20 protein-coding genes are annotated in these 20,635 nt (G+C 37.4%); 13 read left to right on the forward strand and 7 right to left on the reverse strand.

Annotated elements, in window-relative coordinates; all coding sequences use genetic code 11:
- The first annotated feature begins 4 nt into the window (after positions 1-4).
- From C228_RS0105410 to C228_RS0105420, 3 genes are read left to right on the forward strand one after another with little or no spacing between them, the layout of a single operon-like run.
- Complete coding sequence (locus C228_RS0105410) at positions 5-1,195, forward strand: hypothetical protein (RefSeq protein WP_018651665.1); 1,191 nt, start codon at positions 5-7, stop codon at positions 1,193-1,195.
- Complete coding sequence (locus C228_RS0105415) at positions 1,188-2,069, forward strand: glycosyltransferase family 2 protein (RefSeq protein WP_026313201.1); 882 nt, start codon at positions 1,188-1,190, stop codon at positions 2,067-2,069. Before C228_RS0105410 ends, C228_RS0105415 begins: the two co-directional genes overlap by 8 nt.
- A complete protein-coding gene (locus C228_RS0105420; RefSeq protein ID WP_018651667.1) occupies positions 2,069-2,869 on the forward strand; it encodes a glycosyltransferase family 2 protein in 801 nt (266 codons plus the stop codon). Before C228_RS0105415 ends, C228_RS0105420 begins: the two co-directional genes overlap by 1 nt.
- A 34-nt stretch (positions 2,870-2,903) precedes the next feature.
- Here the strand turns inward: C228_RS0105420 and msrA are convergent, their stop codons facing one another.
- The 7 genes from msrA to C228_RS0105455 all read right to left on the reverse strand — a co-directional run bounded on the left by msrA (position 2,904) and on the right by C228_RS0105455 (position 10,215).
- Positions 2,904-3,410: a peptide-methionine (S)-S-oxide reductase MsrA gene (msrA, locus tag C228_RS0105425; protein ID WP_018651668.1), complete on the reverse strand. Its 507-nt coding sequence runs from the start codon at positions 3,408-3,410 to the stop codon at positions 2,904-2,906.
- Positions 3,411-3,498: 88 nt separating this feature from the next.
- Positions 3,499-3,927 (reverse strand): EamA family transporter, encoded by a 429-nt coding sequence (locus tag C228_RS14070; protein ID WP_245552750.1) that lies wholly within the window; start codon positions 3,925-3,927, stop codon positions 3,499-3,501.
- A 104-nt stretch (positions 3,928-4,031) separates the two neighbouring features.
- The gene (uxuA, locus tag C228_RS0105435; RefSeq protein ID WP_018651670.1) at positions 4,032-5,216 is read right to left on the reverse strand and encodes a mannonate dehydratase; all 1,185 of its coding nucleotides are present in this window, start codon (positions 5,214-5,216) and stop codon (positions 4,032-4,034) included.
- Positions 5,217-5,243: 27 nt separating this feature from the next.
- The gene (locus C228_RS0105440) at positions 5,244-5,999 is read right to left on the reverse strand and encodes an FCD domain-containing protein (protein ID WP_018651671.1); all 756 of its coding nucleotides are present in this window, start codon (positions 5,997-5,999) and stop codon (positions 5,244-5,246) included.
- A 2-nt stretch (positions 6,000-6,001) separates the two neighbouring features.
- A complete protein-coding gene (locus C228_RS0105445) occupies positions 6,002-8,395 on the reverse strand; it encodes a glycoside hydrolase family 31 protein (RefSeq protein ID WP_018651672.1) in 2,394 nt (797 codons plus the stop codon).
- Positions 8,396-8,410: 15 nt separating this feature from the next.
- Entirely contained in the window at positions 8,411-9,712 is a 1,302-nt protein-coding gene (locus C228_RS0105450) for a TRAP transporter large permease (protein WP_018651673.1), read from the reverse strand.
- Between the two features lie 11 nt (positions 9,713-9,723).
- Positions 9,724-10,215 carry a TRAP transporter small permease gene (locus C228_RS0105455; RefSeq protein WP_018651674.1) on the reverse strand — a complete coding sequence of 164 codons (492 nt, stop codon included), beginning with the start codon at positions 10,213-10,215 and terminating at the stop codon, positions 9,724-9,726.
- A gap of 248 nt (positions 10,216-10,463) precedes the next feature.
- Here C228_RS0105455 and C228_RS0105460 point away from each other — a divergent pair, with 248 nt between their 5' ends.
- The 10 genes from C228_RS0105460 to argB all read left to right on the forward strand — a co-directional run bounded on the left by C228_RS0105460 (position 10,464) and on the right by argB (position 20,630).
- Positions 10,464-11,450 carry a TRAP transporter substrate-binding protein gene (locus tag C228_RS0105460; RefSeq protein ID WP_018651675.1) on the forward strand — a complete coding sequence of 329 codons (987 nt, stop codon included), beginning with the start codon at positions 10,464-10,466 and terminating at the stop codon, positions 11,448-11,450.
- 68 nt (positions 11,451-11,518) lie between these two features.
- Positions 11,519-12,364, forward strand: coding sequence for an SDR family oxidoreductase (locus C228_RS0105465; RefSeq protein WP_018651676.1), 846 nt, complete (start codon positions 11,519-11,521; stop codon positions 12,362-12,364).
- Positions 12,365-12,374: 10 nt separating this feature from the next.
- On the forward strand, positions 12,375-13,778 hold the full coding sequence (uxaC, locus tag C228_RS0105470) for a glucuronate isomerase (protein ID WP_018651677.1): 1,404 nt from the start codon (positions 12,375-12,377) through the stop codon (positions 13,776-13,778).
- A gap of 12 nt (positions 13,779-13,790) precedes the next feature.
- A complete protein-coding gene (locus tag C228_RS0105475; protein WP_081618465.1) occupies positions 13,791-14,738 on the forward strand; it encodes a sugar kinase in 948 nt (315 codons plus the stop codon).
- 19 nt (positions 14,739-14,757) lie between these two features.
- Positions 14,758-15,396 carry a bifunctional 4-hydroxy-2-oxoglutarate aldolase/2-dehydro-3-deoxy-phosphogluconate aldolase gene (locus tag C228_RS0105480; protein WP_018651679.1) on the forward strand — a complete coding sequence of 213 codons (639 nt, stop codon included), beginning with the start codon at positions 14,758-14,760 and terminating at the stop codon, positions 15,394-15,396.
- 243 nt (positions 15,397-15,639) lie between these two features.
- Positions 15,640-16,908: a NupC/NupG family nucleoside CNT transporter gene (locus tag C228_RS0105485; RefSeq protein WP_018651680.1), complete on the forward strand. Its 1,269-nt coding sequence runs from the start codon at positions 15,640-15,642 to the stop codon at positions 16,906-16,908.
- 139 nt (positions 16,909-17,047) lie between these two features.
- A complete protein-coding gene (gene deoC / locus C228_RS0105490) occupies positions 17,048-17,824 on the forward strand; it encodes a deoxyribose-phosphate aldolase (protein WP_018651681.1) in 777 nt (258 codons plus the stop codon).
- Positions 17,825-17,887: 63 nt separating this feature from the next.
- Positions 17,888-18,607: a purine-nucleoside phosphorylase gene (gene deoD, locus C228_RS0105495; protein ID WP_018651682.1), complete on the forward strand. Its 720-nt coding sequence runs from the start codon at positions 17,888-17,890 to the stop codon at positions 18,605-18,607.
- A gap of 194 nt (positions 18,608-18,801) precedes the next feature.
- Positions 18,802-19,746: an N-acetyl-gamma-glutamyl-phosphate reductase gene (gene argC, locus C228_RS0105500; RefSeq protein ID WP_018651683.1), complete on the forward strand. Its 945-nt coding sequence runs from the start codon at positions 18,802-18,804 to the stop codon at positions 19,744-19,746.
- Between the two features lie 29 nt (positions 19,747-19,775).
- Entirely contained in the window at positions 19,776-20,630 is an 855-nt protein-coding gene (gene argB, locus C228_RS0105505; protein WP_018651684.1) for an acetylglutamate kinase, read from the forward strand.
- The last annotated feature ends 5 nt before the right edge of the window (positions 20,631-20,635 follow it).

The raw sequence follows: 20,635 nt of genomic DNA on the forward strand, positions 1-20,635 counted from the left end.
AAATATGAGCGTATTAATTAATTTGTTTTATATCTATGATCCATGGGTAATGCACTTTATTCGAATGGCATTTGTAGCAGGGGCATTTTCCTGTGTATTACTTGCTTATCGTTGGTACCAAAAACGAATTGACGGTATTCGAGTACCGATCGATAGTATTGCGGTAATTTTTGCATTAATTGCATTATCAGCAGTGCCTCTTCTGATTAACGGTACGAAAGATTTTTCCGTATTGATTATGTATTCGAAAACCTTGATTTTATTTAGTTTCGGGGTTGTAATTTATAATCTGCTTTATAGCCGTGCCGATAAGCAGAATCAACTGGTTAACGATCTAAAATGGGGGATTGGAACACAAGCGCTTATTGGTGTTTTGGGTTTAACCGGAATCGCTATTTTTTCGGACATCGCTTTAGGTACAAACATGAGTTTGTTTTTACCTAAATTTAGAGGATCAGAGCAAGAGTATCGCTTATATAACATTACTTCCGCTGCCTTTTTCCAATTAAGCGCTTTTTATTTAATGCTGCTTAATTTTCTGTTGGCGTACAATGCGAAACACAATAATATGCACGGTGTTTTCGTGTTATTGATTTTATTTATTGGGGTGATCTCCGGACGGACATTTTTTACTTTTTCAGTACTAAGTATCTTGTTGTATTTTAAGTGGCGTTACCTCCCTTATCTGTTGCTCTTTGTTGCAATTGTATTGGGATTAGCGATTTATTTGCCTGAACATCCTTATGTTGCACATGCCTTAGAACCGGTGATTAATATTTTATCCGGTGCGGATCGAGTCAGTTCTTCGACCGATACTTTGGTGAATAAGCATTTATTTTTACCGGAGATTAAACAGATTTTGATGGGCGATGGTTATTACTATACGCCAGAGTTACATTATTATGGTGGCTCGGACTCTGGTTTTATTCGCCAAACATTATATGGTGGACTGGGCTATGTATTGGTTTGCTTTGCCTTTATGGCTTATTTTGTCAAGCGTATTGCGGATAACTGGTTTGATGGAAGTTGGAAATTTACGCTTTCTACACTGTTTATTCTGAGTGTTTTAAATATTAAAGCTGATACTTATGCTTATCCGGGCATTATGTTAGTGCTACTTATGTTTTTATCGTTATTTGGCGATAAAGGTAAACAGCTCGTATTGTTAAAAAGAAAAGATGGAAAAAATGTTTAGTATTATTGTGCCGTCTTATAATCGTGCGAATGAAATTCCGGCATTGCTAGCTAGTCTTGAGCAGCAGACGAAAAAGAATTTTGAAGTGATTATTGTGGATGATTGCTCTACACAAGCGGTCGTAATTGAGCAAAATTTTACATTTCCGGTCACAGTAATTCGTAATGAAACGAATAAAGGGGCGGCAGGCAGTCGTAATGTTGGGGCGGAACAAGCCAATTATGAATGGTTGTTATTCCTTGATGATGATGATCGTTTTGCTTCGCAAAAATGTGAAGTGCTTGCTCAAGTTCTGGCACAACACCCTCAAGCGAATTTTGTCTATCATCCGGCCGAGTGTGTGATGGTAAATGAGGGATTCAGTTATGTAACCAAACCGTTTCCTCCGGAAAAGTTGAATTTAGATGCAATGTTGCTTGCCAATAAAATTGGTGGAATGCCGATGTTTGGTATCAAAAAATCATTCTTTTTTGAATTGGGCGGTTTAGCTACGGATTTGAAATCGTTGGAAGATTATGAGTTTGTGCTGAAATTAGTCTCGAGCTCAAACTTTACGCCGGTCTTTGTGGAGCAACCTCTCAGTGTTTGTGGTTTCCACACTAAGCGTTCCAGTGTTTCGACTAATACGACGAATACCGAATTGGCATTAGCTGCAATTCGCCAAAAATATGTGAAAACGGATGCGCAAGCAGCAAATTTTGATATGAATTCGCTGTATATTTTATCTTACCCTTGTGCGATGAATCTTTCCCGCCAAGCGGCAAGTTATTATTGGCAAATGTTCAAACGTAGTCACAGCTTGAAACATTTAATTATCGCAATGGTTACGTTTATCTCGCCAAAATTGGCAATTAATATGAAAAGGTTTATTTAATGAAATTCTCTGTTTTAATGTCTTTGTATTTCAAAGAAAATCCGCAGTTTTTAAGAGAATGTTTTGAAAGCTTAAAAGCACAAGCTCGACCGGCAGATGAAATCGTGGTGTTATTTGACGGAAAAGTCACTCCGGAGCTGGATGCGATTGTGGTGGAATATGAGCAACAATTGCCAATTAAAGTGGTGCGTTTTGAGCAAAATCGTGGTTTAGGTAAAACGCTTAATGACGGTTTGAATTATTGCTCGCACGAATGGGTTTTCCGTATGGATACCGATGATATTTGTTTGCCGGAACGTTTTGAAAAACAAGTGGCTTTTATCGAACAAAATCCGGATATGGTTATTTTTGGCGGGCAAATCGCTGAATTTGGTGAGAATATTAGAGATATTGTTGCTTACCGAAATGTACCGACCAAAGCGGAAGACATTGTCAAATTTACCCGCTTGCGTTGCCCGTTTAATCATATGACGGTTGCTTATAAAAAATCAGCAGTTCAGGCGTGCGGCGGTTATCAAGATTTACAAGAAGACTATAATCTTTGGGTAAAAATGGTGGCAAACGGCAATAACGTGGCGAACTTAGCCGATTTATTAGTATATGCTCGAGTAGGCAACGGTATGGTAAGCCGTCGTCACGGTTGGAATTATTTCAAAAGCGAATGGCGTTTAATGAAGCTAAAAAATGAATGTAAAATTCACGATCCGTTAACCGGATTCGCAATTTTCTTAATGCGAGGTTTACCAAGAATTTTACCGCTTGGCGCATTAAAAGCAATTTACAGCTTAACTCGTAAATAAGTAAAAGGCGTATCGAATGATACGCCTTAATTTTTTATTGATTACGTAGAATCTCATTCATTAATTGTAAATCAATATGGCAATAACCGTTCGGGTTCTTATCTAAATAATCTTGATGATATTCTTCCGCTGGGAAATAATGTTCAAGTTTCGTATTTTCTACCGCAAGCGGCTCTGCATATTGTGCTTGTAAATCGGCAAGCGCTTGATTGATAATCGGAATATCCTGCGCATCAACATAATAAATCCCGGTACGATATTGAATTCCTTTATCCTCTCCTTGTTGATTCACACTCACCGGATCAATCACTTTAAAATAGTAATCTAGTAATTTTGCTAAGCTGATTTTATTCGCATCATAAGTTACTTTGACCACTTCCGCATGACCGCTACCGGCACACACTTCTTGATAAGTCGGGTTTTCAGTATTGCCGTTTGCATAACCTGATTGTGCATCAATCACGCCATTAATGCGTTGCATAAATGCTTCGGTCCCCCAAAAGCACCCGCCGGCCAAATAAATTTCTCGAATGTTCGTCATATGTTTCTCCCAATTTTGGTAAAAATTTTGCGGAATTAGACCGCTTATATTAAGTATTCATAGCATATAGTGATTTATTGTCAAGATGTTAGTTTTTCTTAGTACTATAGATGTTTTTAGAGGAGCTAAACCGAGAGAAGGGGAAACGATAAATGATTAGGGCACAGAGGACAAAAAAACATTCCATTGCTTTTAACCAATTGAGTTGTTCCTCTAAGATGATGATACCAAGTAATAAGGTCCAAACCGGTTCAAGAATCATAATAAATGCTCCTTCACCGAAATATTCGCTGTGCATTAAGCCTAATAACCATAGTATCAGATAGATTGTATAGCATAGTCCAACAGAACAAGCACTAATAATTTGTCGACTAGAGAGTATTCTTAATTTTTTATAAGCAAGGGGTAGAAAAATTAAAAATGCTAAGAAAAATCTTGCTCCAATAAATTCGATTGGAGGAAATTCAACTAATGAAAATTTAGAGAAAAACCATCCTGACGCAGTAATTAACGTCACCAAAATAAAATAATTTCGCCTCGATATTTTCTAAGCATAGTATACTTCCAATAAAAAAGCCTAATGAAATATTTTATATCTCGTTAGGCTTAAATTAACTAAAATTATTTTTCAAAATAAACTTTTTTCAATGCAAGTTCTAACCCACGGAACTCGGCTAAACCACGTAAACGTCCGATAGCTGAATATCCCGGATTAGTTTTTTTATGGAGGTCATCTAACATTTGATGCCCATGATCCGGACGCATAGGGATTAAACGTGAATCTCCGTTAGCTTTACGACGGTATTCTTCATCCAATAAGGTTTTAACAACTCCGAACATATCAACATCACCAGCTAAATGATCTGCCTCGTGGAAACTTAACGGGTTTTCTTCTCGTTGAGTCGCACGTAAGTGAGCAAAGTAGATCCGGTCAGCAAAGCGTTTTGTCATCTCTACAAGATCATTATCAGGACGAACACCATAAGAGCCTGTACACATAGTAAAACCGTTTGCCGATAATGGTTGAGTATCGACGTACCATTGCATATCTTCAATTGTAGAAATAATACGTGGTAATCCTAAAATCGGGCGAGGAGGATCATCAGGATGAACCGCCATCTTAACCCCAACTTCTTGAGCAACCGGAATAATTTCATTGAGGAAATAAGCTAAGTGAGTGCGGAAAATTTCCGGAGTAATTCCATTGTAACGATCTAGCTGTGCTTGAAACTCTTCTAACGTATAGCCTTCTTCAGCACCTGGCAAGCCGGCAATGATATTTTTTGTTAGCGTTGCAATATCTTCATCGGTCATATTATCAAAATAGGCTTTTGCCTGTTGACGTTCTGATTCAGTATAAGTATTTTCTGCATCCGGACGTTTTAAAATATGTAATTCAAAGGCGGCAAACGCAATATGATCAAAGCGAAGTGCTTTTGAACCGTCAGCTACTTCGTAAGCCAAATCCGTACGAGTCCAATCTAAAACAGGCATAAAGTTATAACATACCGTATCAATGCCACAATCAGCGAGATTACGCAGAGTTTGTTTATAGTTATCAATCCACTCTTGATAATTTCCTGTCTGAGTTTTTATTTCTTCGTGTACCGGTACACTTTCCACAACGGACCATACTAATCCGGCCGCTTCAATAATATCTTTGCGTTTTTGTATTTCTTCTACCGTCCAAATTTGTCCGTTCGGAATATGGTGTAAAGCCGTTACAATGCTGGTTGCACCAGCTTGACGAACATCAGAAAGGGATACCGGGTCATTAGGACCATACCAACGCCATGCTTGTTCCATAAGAAACTCCTTAATCTTAATTATGGTTTAAAGACCGACAGCAACAGGATTCACATTAAATAAAAAACCGTCAAAATTAGGATCTTCTATATCGGATAATTCGAATAGTTTTTGTTTAACGTTTTCTAAATGTTGCCACATTGCTTTTTTAGCAAGAGCAGGGTCTTTACGTTGAATGCTATTTAAAATATTTTCGTGATCTTTTAGCCATTTACGACGATATTTTTGATCACTAATATGTGTGTGTAAGCCTTTCCACATTGAATTTGTTCGGTATTTCCATAATTCCTTTTGCATTTTGATCAACACTTCATTTTGTGTAATTTCAGCAATAGCACTATGGAATTCTTCATCAGCGGAATAGTCTTCATCATTTTGTTCTAGAGTAATGCGTTCTTGATTCAAAATTTCTTTTAATCTTAATACGTCATTTCTATTCGCTTGAATAGCAGCAAATTCGGCAATACTACTTTCTAATAGCTGTCTAGCCTGTAGTAATTCGAATGGACCAACATCTTCATATTCATAAATGGCATCATTCTGTGCTTCGGAGAGTGGTTGACGGATAACATAAACACCAGAACCTTTCCGAACGGAAACTAGATTTTCCAATTCCAACATAATGATTGCTTCACGAATGACTGTTCGGCTTACATTTAATTTTTCTGCAAGATCTCGTTCAGGAGGCAATCGTTCACCGACTTGGTAAACACCGTCAATTAATTCTTGTTTTAAAATTGAACCAATTTTTTTATATGAACGTAAATCTGCATTTGTTGTCATTTTTAACTCTCTTTAGGAATATCATTTAGTGAAAATAACTGACCTTCTATGAAAATATTACCGTTTACGATAAGTTGTCTTTTTTCATCATTTAGAAGGGTTATTTTTAGTTCTTTGTAAGACGGAATCCAATTACCTTGTTTATGGATATTGATATAGACACTCGTATCTGTACAACGTAATTTTACCATTAATTGTAAATACTCATTATTACGATATTCGAAACTGTCTCCGTCATCATCGTAAATCGTATTTATTGCTTCACCCTCTTTTATAAATGGGAAAACCATAAGCTCTCTATAGGTATCGTTTTGAGAATTTACATAAGCTTCTCTTGCTGACATCGGAATGATTGTACCTGCTTTTACAAAGAGTGGGATTTTCTCAAGAGGCGCATCTGCCATAATCGTTTGCCCATCGAGGTAATACGTACGATCATAAAAATCATACCAACCCACATTATTTTTCGGTAAATAAACTTCTCGTTTACGTTGCCCTGCTTCTACTACAGATGCAACAAGTAAATCTTTACCTAAAAGATAATCGTCATTTTCTTCGAAGGTATTTACATCGTGTTCATGATCTAGGAATGTTGGACGTAACATCGGCTCTAGTTCATTATGGGCTTTCCAAAAAATATTGTAGAGATAAGGCATTAAACGATAACGAAGTTTAATTGTATCTCTAATAATATGAGTGACTTCGGGATACATCCAAGGCTCGTTAACTGTTTTATCGTCATTCCAAGAATGAATGGTAAAACGAGGGTGCATTACACCATTTTGAACCCAGCGAACAAACAATTCTGGTTCAGGCTTATTTCCGGAGAAACCACCGACATCATGGCCTAAGTTATATAAACCAGATAAACTCATACCAAGCCCCATACGAATGTTGTAACGTAAGGTATTCCAACTGGTTCTATTATCTCCCGACCAAGTTTGTACATAACGATTCATGCCCGGACTTCCTGAGCGAGAAATTAGATACGGACGTAAATTAGGAGCAAATTCACGTTGTGCTTCGTAGGAAGATTTCATCATTAATAACGGTTGTAACGGACGAATAAGTTTAATCGGAATTTCTTTGCCGAAACCGACACATTTTGCATTACCATCCCAAACTTCGTATTCATTATTATCGTTCCAAGTTGCATCAATACCATATTCTAGAAGTTGTTTAGTTACATTTTGTTTCCACCATTCGATAGTTTTCGGATTAGTGAAGTCTAAATGCGAACCTTCGTCATCCCAGAATACCGAATGTTCCGGCAGGTTAAATTCAGAATCTTGGATAAATAGACCTAAGTTTTTTACTTCTTCATAACGAGGATGATCTTGGAGTAAACAAGGTTTTACATTGGCAGCTAAATGCATACCTGCTTGATGAAAATAAGCTGACATTGCATTAGGATCCGGGACTTTATCGTAGTTCCAATTAAACACATATCGTTTATTACCGATAGAAGTATAACCCGATGATAATTGGAATGAATCACACGGAATATCATATTCAGCACATAAATCTACAAATTTTTTTAACTGTTCTTGAGCATCAGAGGCATCGGTATAACTCATTGTAGAACCGCTATAACCTAAGCTCCATTTAGGACCGAAGATTGTACCACCAGTTAATGCTGTATATTTTTTAGTAACATCAAGCACAGTAGGACCAAGAATAACGTAGTAATCTAGATCACCATCTTCTGCACGATAACTTTTATATGCAATGTGATAGTTATCTAATTCGTTACCTAAGTCGAACCAACACGAGGCTAAGTTATCATAGTAGATACCAAAACTGACATCATGTTTACGAGTAATATAGAATGGGATATGCTTATAAAGCGGATCTGTTGTTTCTGCATTATACCCCATAGCATCAAGATTACGCATTTCAAAGCGGCGACCTTTTCTATTTAGATTTCCTGATTTTTCGCCTAAGCCATAATAATTCTCCGAAGCATTCCGTTCGATATAATGGCTAATTTTGCTGTCGTCCGTACTAAATAAATAAGCACCGGTTTTTCTATCTTGACTTAAAGGTTGCCAACTATTATTAACTTTATATTGCCATTCTAAATATAATGGTTTACGTATACGAAGTTTTAATAAATCCGTAGCAATTTCAATAACATTATCATTTATTTCTAATTGATAATTAGGTAATGAAAAACCATCCGTTAAAAAACGGTTTCTACCTGACCAATTAATATCCTCTTGATGTGGAGTAATAGCCCATGTTCTATCTAATTTGAATTGATAATTTTTACTAAATGCAACACGGATAATATCTTTTTCCAAAACAAAAATATGTAATAAATAATCACGTTCACATTCGATATCAATTCGATTATTTTCTTCTTTTAGAAACTTTATTAAGTTTAATGTTTTCATTATCAATTCCTTATATTAATAACCTAATAACATTTGTGGTAACCATAAACTTAATTGAGGAACGAAAGTGACCATAAATAAGGTTACGATTAATACGGCATAAAATGGTAATAACGGTTTGATGACTTTATCAATTTTTACACCTGCAACGGAGCAACCGACAAATAATGTTGAACCGACTGGAGGTGTACAAATACCGATAGATAAGTTAAATGCCATTAAGATACCGAAGTGAACGGGATCCATTCCTAATTCAGTTACGATAGGTAAAAAGATTGGTGTGAAAATCAATAATGCCGGAGTCATATCCATGAATGTACCAACAATAAGTAAGATAACATTGATAATTAATAGAATCACAATCGGATTATCAGAAATACCAAATAAGGCATCACTAATTGTGTAAGGAATATCTGCATTTGCCATTGCCCAAGACATACCCATTGAAGCTCCAATTAGTAATAACACGATCGATGTGGTAACCATTGCATCAAGAATGATAGACGGTAATTCTTTTAAAGTAATTTCTTTATAGATAATCATTGAAAGAATTAATGTATAAACGACCGCTATTGCAGAGGCTTCAGTTGCAGTAAAGATCCCTCCGATAATACCGCCAATAATGACAATAACTAGCCCTAAACTCGGTAAAGCATCTAATGTACGGTGTGTTACTTCTTTAAGTGTTGGCTTTGGAGATACAGGATATTTATGTTTTTTAGCAAAGAAATATGCCATAACCATAATACCTAAGCCCATTAAAATACCGGGAATATATCCGGCTAAGAATAAAGCACCGATAGATGTACCGCCTGAGATTAATGAGTAAACAATGAAGGTATTACTTGGTGGAATTAATAAACCTGTCGGAGAAGAAGTAATATTTACCGCTGCTGAAAATGTCGGAGCATATCCCTCTTTCTTTTGTAACGGAGCCATTGTTCCGCCCACAGCCGCTGCAGCTGCAACGGCAGATCCTGAAATAGAACCGAACATCATATTTGCTAATACATTTACATGAGCAAGAGAACCTGGTAAGCGACCGCCTAATACTTTAGCAAATTCGATTAATCGAATAGCAATCCCACCTCGGTTCATAATATTACCCGCAAGAATGAAGAATGGGATAGCGAGTAAAGAAAAGCTATCTAGACCGGATGCCATTTTTTGAGAAATAACGGCAATAGCGGAATCAAAAGGGATAGCTAATAAAATAGTTAAAAATGAAGATACACCAATAGCAAACGAAATTGGTACACCAATAGCAAGAAAAAAGAAGAAGCTACCGGCTAATGTGATAATCGTTGTCCATTCCATAAATAGACTCCTTAATGTAGAGCTGAAAGTTTATAAATATCAGTGAATACATCTCTCATTAGAAATACGAGCATAAAGAATCCACTTACAGGTAAGGCGAGATAAATAAGCCCCATTTGAATCCCTAAAACGGGAGATATTTGTCCGGCAGCAATTGTATCTAAGACTAAACGTCCACCACCATAACACATAATGATACTGACGAAGAAAATACTAATTGCATTGATAACAAATTGGAGTAAAAGGTATTTTTTTGGACTGGTTTCTAATTTCATTAACAATAAATCTATTGCTAAATGTTTTTTCTTTCCTAATCCGTAAGCCGCACCGATAAGTCCGACCCAAATAAATAGAAATCGGGCTAACTCATCAGTTACCGTACTGGGATCATTTAAAACATAACGAGAGAATACTTGCCATACAACAGAAATAACAAGTCCGATACATAAAACAACACAAAATGTGGCTAAGATGCGATCAAGTAAAGATATGAACCGAACCATAAGTTTCTCCTAAAAAAGATAATAAAATACGACTGATTTTGATGTTTTATCAAAATTGGTAAACCAAATATACTCTATTTTTGATGTTTAAACAGTTTTTTTTGTGAGTTTTGTGAGATTTATCACAGATTTAATTAAATTGGCTAGAACAGTTTTGTTAATTGGTCTAACATTATTTGCGGGAAATAATTTTATCTAGATATAGTGTTATTTCTATTTTCATATCATTCACGATGGAGAACTCAAATATGTTCACAAAAAGAAGTGCCTTAGCAATTGCGATTAGCAGTTTATTAGCTGCTACTGTTTCATTATCAGCTTCAGCAAAAACAACACTAAAACTAAGTCATAATAATGATAAAACCCATCCGGTTCATATCTCTATGCAAAATATGGCAGATGAAGTTAAAAAATTAACTAACGGTGAAGTTGTTATTCGTATTTATCCAAACAGCCAATTAGGTAATCAACGTGAATCAATGGAATTGATCCAAGCAGGTTCGTTAGATATGGCAAAATCAAATGCGAGTGAATTGGAAGCTTTTGAGCCTGTATATGGTGCATTTAATGTTCCTTACTTATTTAAAGATAGCGAACACTATTACAAAGTATTAAAAGATCCTGAAATCGGTGGAAAAATTTTAGAGTCAACAAAAGGAAAAGGCTTTATTGGTTTAACTTATTATGATGCAGGCTCTCGTAGTTTTTATGCATCAAAACCAATTAAAACACCTGCTGACTTGAAAGGCTTAAAAGTACGTGTTCAACCAAGTCCGAGTGCGTTAGAAATGGTGAAATTAATGGGAGCATCTCCTACTCCGTTAGCATTTGGTGAGCTTTATACTGCATTACAGCAAGGGGTTGTGGATGCAGCTGAAAATAATCCGACGGCATTGACGTTAATGCGACACGGTGAAGTATCTAAATTCTTCAGTGAAGATGAGCATACAATTATTCCGGATGTTTTATTAATCAGTGAAAAATCTTGGGCAAAATTAACTCCTGAACAACAAACAACAGTAAAACAAGCTGCGGATAATTCAATGATGAGCCATAAAGAACTTTGGTCAAAAATGACTGCTGAAGAAGTGAAGAAAGCAAAAGAAACACTCAGTGTTGAATTTGTAAAAGTTGATAAACAGCCGTTTGTTGATGCTGTAAAACCAATGCACGATAAAGCACTTGCAGATACTGTAATTGGTCCGTTTGTTAAAAAAATCGATGCTGCAAGATAATTGTTACCTTCGGGCGTGAGTGAGCACGCCCTCTGTTTTTTACAAATTATGTTCGGGAGAATTGAGAAATGACATTAGCAAGAAATCATAATTTTAAAGATAAAGTTGTTGTTATTACAGGTGCTGGTGGTGTGCTATGTGCTTATTTTGCTAAGGAAATTGCAAAAACCGGAGCGAAAGTTGCATTATTAGATATTAATTTGGAAGCTGCACAAAATTATGTAAATGAAATCAACCAAGAAGGCTATATTGCGAAAGCCTATAAAACTGATGTTTTAGATTTAGATAGTATCAAATCTACGCGTGATTTAATCGCCCAAGATTTTGGGACTTGTGATATTTTGATTAATGGTGCGGGAGGTAATAACCCTAAAGCAACAACAGATAATGAGTTTCATGAACTGAATTTACCGGACACTACAAAATCTTTCTTCTCATTAGATAAATCAGGCATTGAATTTGTTTTTAACTTGAATTACTTAGGAACGTTATTACCAACCCAAGTCTTTGCTAAAGATATGATTGGCAAGAAAGGAGCAAATATCATTAATATCTCAAGTATGAATGCTTACACTCCATTAACAAAAATTCCAGCATATTCAGGTGCAAAAGCAGCAATTAGCAATTTTACACAATGGTTAGCAGTATATTTTTCTCATGTAGGTATTCGTTGTAATGCCATTGCTCCAGGCTTTTTAGTTAGTAACCAAAATCGTACTTTATTATTTGATGAGCAAGGAAATCCAAGCCCAAGAGCAAATAAAATTCTCACTAATACCCCAATGGGACGTTTTGGCGAAGCTAATGAATTAATGGGCGGAATTTTATTCTTAATGGATGAAGAATACGCAAGTTTTATTAATGGTGTGGTGCTACCGATTGATGGCGGTTTCTCTGCATACAGTGGGGTATAGGAGATAAATCATGAAACAATTTATGTGTGAAGATTTTCTGTTATCCAATGATATTGCTCGTAAGCTATATCATAATTATGCGAAAGAGCAGCCTATATTTGATTATCACTGCCATCTTTCGCCAAAAGAAATTGCTGAAAATCGACAATTTAAAGATCTTTCCGAAATTTGGCTAGAAGGCGATCATTATAAATGGAGAGCAATGCGTTCTGCTGGCGTTAGTGAAAACTTAATTACCGGTAATGCCAGCAATTATGAAAAATATCAAGCATGGGCAAAAACTGTTCCACAATGTATTGGTAATCCGATTTATCATTGGACGCATTTAGAGTTACGTCGTCCATTTTTGTTAACCAATATCTTATTTAGTCCGAAAACAGAAAAGCAAATTTGGGATGAATGTAATGAAATGCTCCAACAACCCGAATTTTCTGCTCGTGGCATTATGCAACAAATGAATGTCAAATTATCTGGTACAACAGATGATCCTATTGATAGCTTGGAATATCATAAAATAATTAAAGATGATCCGAATTTTGATATTGAAGTTATTCCAAGTTTTAGACCAGATAAAGCATTTAAAATCGAATTACCTGCTTTTAATGATTATATAGAGCAACTCGGCAATGTGAGCGATATTGAAATTAATTCATTTGCTGATTTGAAGAAAGCGTTACTAAAACGAATTGAACATTTTGATTTACACGGCTGTAAATCTGCGGATCATGGGATTGAAGTCTTACGATTTGCATCTATTCCCGATGAAGCAGATTTAGATCAAATTTTGCAAAAAAGACTAGGAAATAAACCGCTTTCAGAGCAAGAAACAGCTCAATTTACAACTGCCGTTTTAGTATGGCTAGCTTCAGAATATTGTAAACGTAATTGGGTAATGCAACTGCATATTGGCGCTTTACGTAACAATAACACAAGGATGTTTAAATTACTTGGTGCGGATTCTGGTTTTGATTCAATCGCTGATCTTACCTATGCTTCACAACTTTCCCATCTATTAGATGCTATGGATCAAACTAACCAATTACCAAAAACAATTTTGTATTGCTTAAATCCTCGTGATAACGAAATGATTGCTTCGATGATTGGAAATTTCCAAACAGGCGGTATTGCAGGGAAAATTCAGTTCGGGTCAGGTTGGTGGTTTAACGACCAAAAAGACGGAATGGAAAGGCAATTACAACAGCTTTCACAATTAGGCTTACTAAGCCAATTTGTAGGCATGCTTACAGACTCAAGAAGTTTCCTTTCTTATACTCGTCATGAATATTTCCGCCGTATTTTATGTGAAATGATTGGCACTTGGGTGGAAAAAGGTGAGGCTCCTAATGATATTGAGTTATTAGGTAATATGGTCAAAAACATTTGTTACCATAATGCAAAAACTTATTTCAAATAATCGGTAAAACAGATGAAAAAAATAGCCCTTTTAGGGGAGTGTATGATAGAGCTGAATGGAGAGCCGTTTGGGCAGATGCGTCAGACTTATGGCGGTGATACGCTCAATACAGCGACCTATTTGGCACGAGTATCCACTTCCGAACAGATTCAAGTGTATTATGTATCTGCCTTAGGGACAGATAAATTAAGCCAAGGGATGTTAGCTTATTGGCAGGCGGACGGCATTGATACCCAATGGGTTTTAAAAGACGAACAGCGTTCGCCGGGCTTATATTTAATTCAATTAGATGAGCAAGGAGAACGGACTTTCTTATATTGGCGTAATCAATCGGCAGCTCGTTATTTATTGCAACATCCGAATTTCCCTCAAGTATTAAGTGAGCTAGATTCGGTAGATATGATTTATTTAAGTGGCATTTCTTTAGCGATCCTGCCTGAAAATGATCGAAAGTTATTGATTACCTATTTAGTGAAATTAAAACAAGCCGGTGTAGAAATTGCTTTTGACAGTAATTTTCGTCCGAAGCTATGGGAAAGCGTTGAGCAGGCACAATCCTGTTATCAAGCTTTATTACCGTTAGTCGATGTCGCTTTAGTAACATTCGATGATGAAGCGATGTTATGGCAGGATACCGATGAGCAACAGACAATCATGCGTTTATCGGCATATGGGATTCCTAAAATCATTGTCAAACAAGGCAGTCGTGGTGCGGTGGTGTGCGAACATCAACAGCAAACTTTCGTACCGACTCAGCCAGTAGAGCAGGTGGTGGATACGACCTCAGCAGGCGATTCCTTCAATGCCGGATTCTTAGCCGGTTATTTACAAGGTAAACCGTTAGAGGTGTGTTGTCGTCAAGGTAATCAATTAGCAGGCATTGTGATTCAGCATCAAGGGGCGATTATTGAGAAATCGGCAACTGCGCATCTCTTTGCTGAGTTTAATGCGATGTCGTAATGTAGTAAGGAAAAAGAGAATGAAATACACAACAACTCAAATTATTGAAAAACTCCGCCAACTAAAAGTGGTGCCGGTAATTGCGGTAGAACAAGCGGAAGATATTTTACCGTTAGTGAAAACCTTATCGGAAAACGGCTTGCCGGTTGCAGAGATTACGTTCCGTTCGGCAGCCGCAGAAGAAGCGATTCGTTTAGTCCGTCAGCACTATCCGGAAGTATTAATTGCTGCCGGTACGGTATTAACGGCAGAACAAGTCGTTAAAGCGAAAAATGCTGGTGCGGATTTTGTAGTAACACCGGGATTAAATCCGACTATCGTGAAACTTTGCCAAGATTTAGACTTTCCAATTACCCCGGGTGTGAATAACCCGATGTCAATTGAAGCAGCATTGGCATTAGGTATTGAAGCGGTCAAATTCTTCCCGGCAGAAGCGAGTGGAGGGGTGAAAATGATTAAAGCCTTACTGGGTCCTTATGGTAACTTGCAAATTATGCCGACCGGTGGTATTAGTCCGAGCAATATTAAAGAATATTTAGCGATTCCGAATATTGTGGCATGTGGTGGTTCTTGGTTTGTGGAGAAATCCTTGATTCAAGCGAAGAATTGGGATGAAATCGGTAAGTTAGTCAAAGAGGTTATTCAACTTACTGCTTAAGTAAAAAAGCCATCTTAGTTCTTAGTAAAATTAAGATGGCTTTTTTGTTCAAAATGTAAGGGGATGTATAGTATCTGAAATTCAGAGAACGTGATTTACCTCTCAAATTTAAAATCTCGTGCGTTTAACAATAAAATTTTAGAGATTTTTTATGTAAAAAAAGGTATAGTGGCGTAACTTTTTTACATGTCATTTTCTTTTGAAATGATGTTTTCATTCCTTTTACTTTTGAGGTTTTTTCAAATGGGTGCGTTAAATAGTATCTTAGGTATTGTTGTACTCCTGCTTATTGCGTTTGCATTATCAAATAACCGTAAGGCAATTAGTTTTCGTACAGTATTAGGTGCATTAATTCTACAAGTCGGGATTGGTGCGGTAATCCTTTATTGGGAAACGGGTCGTAAAGGCTTATTAGCGGCAGCAGAAGGTGTAAGTAAAGTTATTAGTTATGGTAACGATGGTATCAGCTTCTTATTTGGTGGCTTAGTAAGCGATAAAATGTTTGAAGTATTTGGCGGCGGCGGTTTCGTTTTCGCATTAAAAGTTCTTCCTCCGATTATTTTCTTCTCATCTCTCATTTCTGTCCTTTACTATTTAGGTATCATGCAGATTGTCATTCGTATCCTTGGTGGTGCGTTACAAAAAGTATTAGGTACATCAAAATCAGAATCTATGTCTGCGGCGGCAAATATCTTTGTTGGTCAAACAGAAGCACCTCTTTTAGTAAAACCTTATATTAAATCAATGACTAATTCTGAGTTATTCGCAGTAATGTGTGGTGGTTTAGCATCAGTTGCTGGCGCAGTAATGATTGGTTATGCGGGCATGGGCGTACCACTACCGTATTTAATTGCAGCGTCATTTATGGCAGCACCGGGTGGTTTATTATTTGCTAAGATTCTTCATCCTCAATCAGAACAGTTTAAAGATGAATTAAGCGCAGATGACATTGACGAAAAACCGTCTAACGTAATTGAAGCAGCAGCGGTTGGTGCATTCTCAGGTATGCAATTAGCAATGAATGTAGGTGCAATGTTATTAGCATTTATCGCATTAATTGCAATGCTTAACGGTTTTATCGGTGGCGTTTCTTCACTTATCGGTTATGAAAACGTGACATTACAATCACTGTTCGGTTATGTGTTCCAACCTTTAGCATGGTTAATCGGTGTACCTTGGGGGGCAGAATCTCAAGTTGCAGGTTCATTAATCGGTCAGAAATTAATTTTAAATGAATTCGTAGCTTATGCTGATTTCGTGAATTACTTAAAACCTGAAGCAGCCGTTGCATTAAGTCCAAAAACAATTGCAATCATCACCTTCTCACTATGCGGTTTTGCAAACTTAAGCTCAATCGCAATCTTAATCGGTGGTTTAGGTGGTATGGCACCAAGCCGTCGTGGTGATGTTGCTCGTATGGGGGTTAAAGCAGTCATTGCAGGTACACTCTCTAACTTAATGAGTGCAGCGATTGCCGGTTTATTTATCGGTATCGGCGGAGCGGTAATGTAAGCGTTACACTTTTAAGCAAACAACACCACTGGAAACAGTGGTGTTGTTGTTTTGAGTTTAGGTAAACGTTTGCGTATGGTCTATAAGACTAAGCGGTCTAATTTTTCTATATTTTTACAAAAGTAAAACGGGGGCTCGTATGAGTTTAAAAGATTCGGCAAAAATCGCTTTATCTTTAATGGATTTAACTACATTGAATGACAATGACACGGATGAGAAAGTAATTTCTCTTTGTCAGCAAGGTAAGACGGAATTCGGTACACCGGCAGCAGTTTGCGTTTATCCGCGTTTTGTACCGGTTGCTCGTAAAGCGCTAAAAGCACAAGGTACGGAGCAAGTTAAAATTGCCACGGTAACTAATTTCCCGCATGGTAATGATGATATTGAAATCGCAGTCGCGGAGACCAAAGCAGCTGTGGCTTATGGTGCTGATGAAGTGGATGTGGTATTCCCTTACAAAGCATTAGTGGCAGGTAATGAGCAAATTGGTTTTGAGCTGGTTCAACAATGTAAGGCGGTTTGCCAAGCATCAAACGTATTATTGAAGGTGATCATTGAAACCGGCGAACTAAAAAACGCTGAATTAATTCGTCAAGCAAGTGAGATTTCAATTAAAGCAGGCGCAGATTTTATTAAAACCTCAACGGGCAAAGTGCCGGTAAACGCAACTTTAGAATCAGCACGCATCATGTTAGAAACCATTCGTGATTTAAACGTAGCGGATAAAGTCGGTTTTAAAGCGGCAGGCGGCGTGAAAACAGCGGAAGAAGCGGAGCAATATTTAGTGCTTGCGCAAGAAATTCTTGGAAAAGATTGGGTGAATGCAGATCACTTCCGTTTCGGTGCTTCAAGTTTATTAACTAACTTATTAGCTGCGTTAAATGAGCAGGCAAATCAAGAAGTAAGCGGCTACTAAGATAAGCGGTTTAAATTTATTAATTTTTTACACACTAAATAGCAACAATAGAGGAAATTAACAATGACTCCACATATTAACGCACCAGAAGGTGCATTTGCAGATGTAGTAATTATGCCGGGTGACCCACTTCGTGCTAAATACATTGCAGAAACTTTCTTAGAAAATGCAGAACAAGTAACGGATGTTCGTAATATGTTCGGTTATACCGGCACTTATAAAGGTCGTCGTATTTCAGTGATGGGTCATGGTATGGGGATTCCTTCTTGCTCAATTTATGCAAAAGAACTGATTACAGAATACGGTGTGAAAAAAATCATCCGTGTAGGTTCATGTGGTGCAGTACGTCAAGATGTAAAAGTTCGTGATGTAATTATCGGTACAGGTGCTTGTACAGACTCAAAAGTAAACCGTATTCGTTTCCGTGATAACGATTTTGCGGCAATTTCTGACTTTGATATGACACTAGCAGCAGTACAAGCAGCAAAAGAAAAAGGTGTTGCAGTACGTGTTGGTAACTTATTCTCAGCAGATTTATTCTATACACCGGATGTAGAAATGTTTGACGTTATGGAAAAATACGGCATTTTAGGTGTAGAAATGGAAGCAGCTGGTATTTATGCTGTTGCGGCAGAATACGGTGCGAAAGCGTTAGCAATTTGTACGGTTTCAGACCATATCCGTACCGGCGAACAAACTTCATCAGAAGAACGTCAATTAACTTTTAATGACATGATCACGATTGCATTAGAATCTGTGTTAATCGGTGACCAAGCGGAATAAGCGGTTAATTTTCCGAATTATTTTGCAAATCCTTCGAGGTGAAAATCTCGGAGGATTTTTTATATGTGATAGGCAATGTTAAAACTGAATGATTATTTATTCATTTTTAATGAATTTTTATTCTGTTTTGTATTTGAAATTCTACTTGAATAAGAGTAAGATGCTCAACGTTTTGACAGTAATAAGGATTTATGATGAGTAAATATAAAATTTTTGTGGACGGAGCAGTCGGTACAACCGGTTTACGTATTTTTGATCGTCTTGCTAATGCGGAAGATATTGAGCTATTAAGCCTTCCGGAAGAATTACGTAAAGATCTTAATGCAAGGGTAGCAAAAGTAGCGGAAGCGGATCTGACTTTTCTTTGTTTACCGGATAAGGCTTCTAAAGAATTAGTGGCACTCGCCCCGGCAAATGCAAGAATTTGTGATACTTCGACTGCTCATCGTGTGAATCCAGATTGGACTTATGGCTTTGCTGAGCTTTCCGGACAGTTTGAAAAAATTCAAAATGCGAATCGAGTTGCCGTACCGGGTTGCCATGCTACAGGTTACATTGCGTTGGTTCGTCCTCTTATTGAAAAAGGTGCTTTAAGTACCGATTATCCACTTTCTTGCCATTCTCTCACCGGCTATTCCGGCGGCGGTAAATTGATGATCGCTGAATATCAAAACCAAGATCGTGAACAAAAATTTAATGCCCCTCGTGTTTATGGACTCGCCCTCAAACATAAACATTTACCGGAAATGCAAGCGCTTACCGGTTCAAACCATCCCCCTATTTTCACACCGGTGGTTGCCGACTATTACAGCGGAATGTTGGTGACTGTGCCGCTCCCTGTTTCAGCTCTTTCACAAGCGGTCAATTCTGCCGAAAAAATTGCAAATTTATTCAGTGACTATTACCGGAACTCTACCTTAATTAAGGTTCACCCTGCCTGCACTTTACCCGAAGATGGAATGTTAGCGGCGAATGAATTTAGCGGTAAAGACAACCTTGAAATCTTTGTTTACGGCAATGAAACACAATTATTATTGTGCGCACGTTTCGATAATTTAGGTAAAGGTGCATCTGGCGCTGCAGTGCAATGTATGAATATTATGTTAGGTCGTGAAGAAACTGCCGGATTAGAAGTTTAGCCATCGTGAGAAATTATTTGGGGTTTAAAATGTTACAAAACGAAGTTGAAAATTTTGCAAATCTTTTAGAAAAAGCGACCGCTTATCTTGCTCCGTTTCAAGAAAAAATTATTGTGGTGAAATACGGCGGTAATGCGATGATCAATGAAGAGCTTAAAAAATTGGTAATGCAGGATATTTTATTGCTGAACCAATTAGGTGTGAAAGTAGTATTGGTACATGGAGGTGGGCCGGAAATTTCACAAGGGGTTAAATTATTGGGCAAAGAGCCGCAATTTATCAATGGTTTACGAGTTACCGACCAAGATACGATTAATGTGGTATTACAAATGCTCGCCGGTAAAGTGAATAAAAGTTTAGTAGCGTTATTGAAAGGTAAGGGCGTGGGTTTATGCGGTATTGACGGCAATATGTTGCAATGTGAGAAATTGCAAGGTGAGGTCGATTACGGCTTTGTCGGCGAGATTGTTAAAGTAAATACCCAATTATTGGAGCTTGCGTTAAATGAGAATTTGATTCCGGTGATTTCTACGGTTGGTGTGGATGAGCAAGGCGTGGCTTATAATATCAATGCGGATACGGCAGCAAGTGAAATTGCGATGGCGTTAGGGGCGGCTAAATTAGTGAGTATGACGGATATTGCTGGCTTATTACGTGATCGCTTTGATGAAAGTACGTTGATTCCGGAAGTTGAAGTCAGTGACGTTCAAGGCTTAATCGATCAAAGCATTATTGCCGGCGGTATGATTCCGAAAATCGCCTGCTGTACTGATTTTATTAACGCCGGCGGTATTGAAGCGAATATCATTGACGGACGAGTACCACACGCCATTTTAGTCTCACTATTCGGTGGTAAAAACGGCACGCTTTTTTATAAAAAATAATTAGG

The organism is Actinobacillus capsulatus DSM 19761 (assembly GCF_000374285.1).
Classification (GTDB): domain Bacteria; phylum Pseudomonadota; class Gammaproteobacteria; order Enterobacterales; family Pasteurellaceae; genus Actinobacillus; species Actinobacillus capsulatus.

Coding starts and splice junctions, on each gene's coding strand:
- C228_RS0105410 (WP_018651665.1), top strand. CDS start 5: ATGAGCGTATTAATTAATTTGTTTTATATCTATGATCCATGGGTAATG.
- C228_RS0105415 (WP_026313201.1), top strand. CDS start 1,188: ATGTTTAGTATTATTGTGCCGTCTTATAATCGTGCGAATGAAATTCCG.
- C228_RS0105420 (WP_018651667.1), top strand. CDS start 2,069: ATGAAATTCTCTGTTTTAATGTCTTTGTATTTCAAAGAAAATCCGCAG.
- msrA (WP_018651668.1), bottom strand. CDS start 3,410: ATGACGAACATTCGAGAAATTTATTTGGCCGGCGGGTGCTTTTGGGGG.
- uxuA (WP_018651670.1), bottom strand. CDS start 5,216: ATGGAACAAGCATGGCGTTGGTATGGTCCTAATGACCCGGTATCCCTT.
- C228_RS0105440 (WP_018651671.1), bottom strand. CDS start 5,999: ATGACAACAAATGCAGATTTACGTTCATATAAAAAAATTGGTTCAATT.
- C228_RS0105445 (WP_018651672.1), bottom strand. CDS start 8,395: ATGAAAACATTAAACTTAATAAAGTTTCTAAAAGAAGAAAATAATCGA.
- C228_RS0105450 (WP_018651673.1), bottom strand. CDS start 9,712: ATGGAATGGACAACGATTATCACATTAGCCGGTAGCTTCTTCTTTTTT.
- C228_RS0105455 (WP_018651674.1), bottom strand. CDS start 10,215: ATGGTTCGGTTCATATCTTTACTTGATCGCATCTTAGCCACATTTTGT.
- C228_RS0105460 (WP_018651675.1), top strand. CDS start 10,464: ATGTTCACAAAAAGAAGTGCCTTAGCAATTGCGATTAGCAGTTTATTA.
- C228_RS0105465 (WP_018651676.1), top strand. CDS start 11,519: ATGACATTAGCAAGAAATCATAATTTTAAAGATAAAGTTGTTGTTATT.
- uxaC (WP_018651677.1), top strand. CDS start 12,375: ATGAAACAATTTATGTGTGAAGATTTTCTGTTATCCAATGATATTGCT.
- C228_RS0105475 (WP_081618465.1), top strand. CDS start 13,791: ATGAAAAAAATAGCCCTTTTAGGGGAGTGTATGATAGAGCTGAATGGA.
- C228_RS0105480 (WP_018651679.1), top strand. CDS start 14,758: ATGAAATACACAACAACTCAAATTATTGAAAAACTCCGCCAACTAAAA.
- C228_RS0105485 (WP_018651680.1), top strand. CDS start 15,640: ATGGGTGCGTTAAATAGTATCTTAGGTATTGTTGTACTCCTGCTTATT.
- deoC (WP_018651681.1), top strand. CDS start 17,048: ATGAGTTTAAAAGATTCGGCAAAAATCGCTTTATCTTTAATGGATTTA.
- deoD (WP_018651682.1), top strand. CDS start 17,888: ATGACTCCACATATTAACGCACCAGAAGGTGCATTTGCAGATGTAGTA.
- argC (WP_018651683.1), top strand. CDS start 18,802: ATGAGTAAATATAAAATTTTTGTGGACGGAGCAGTCGGTACAACCGGT.
- argB (WP_018651684.1), top strand. CDS start 19,776: ATGTTACAAAACGAAGTTGAAAATTTTGCAAATCTTTTAGAAAAAGCG.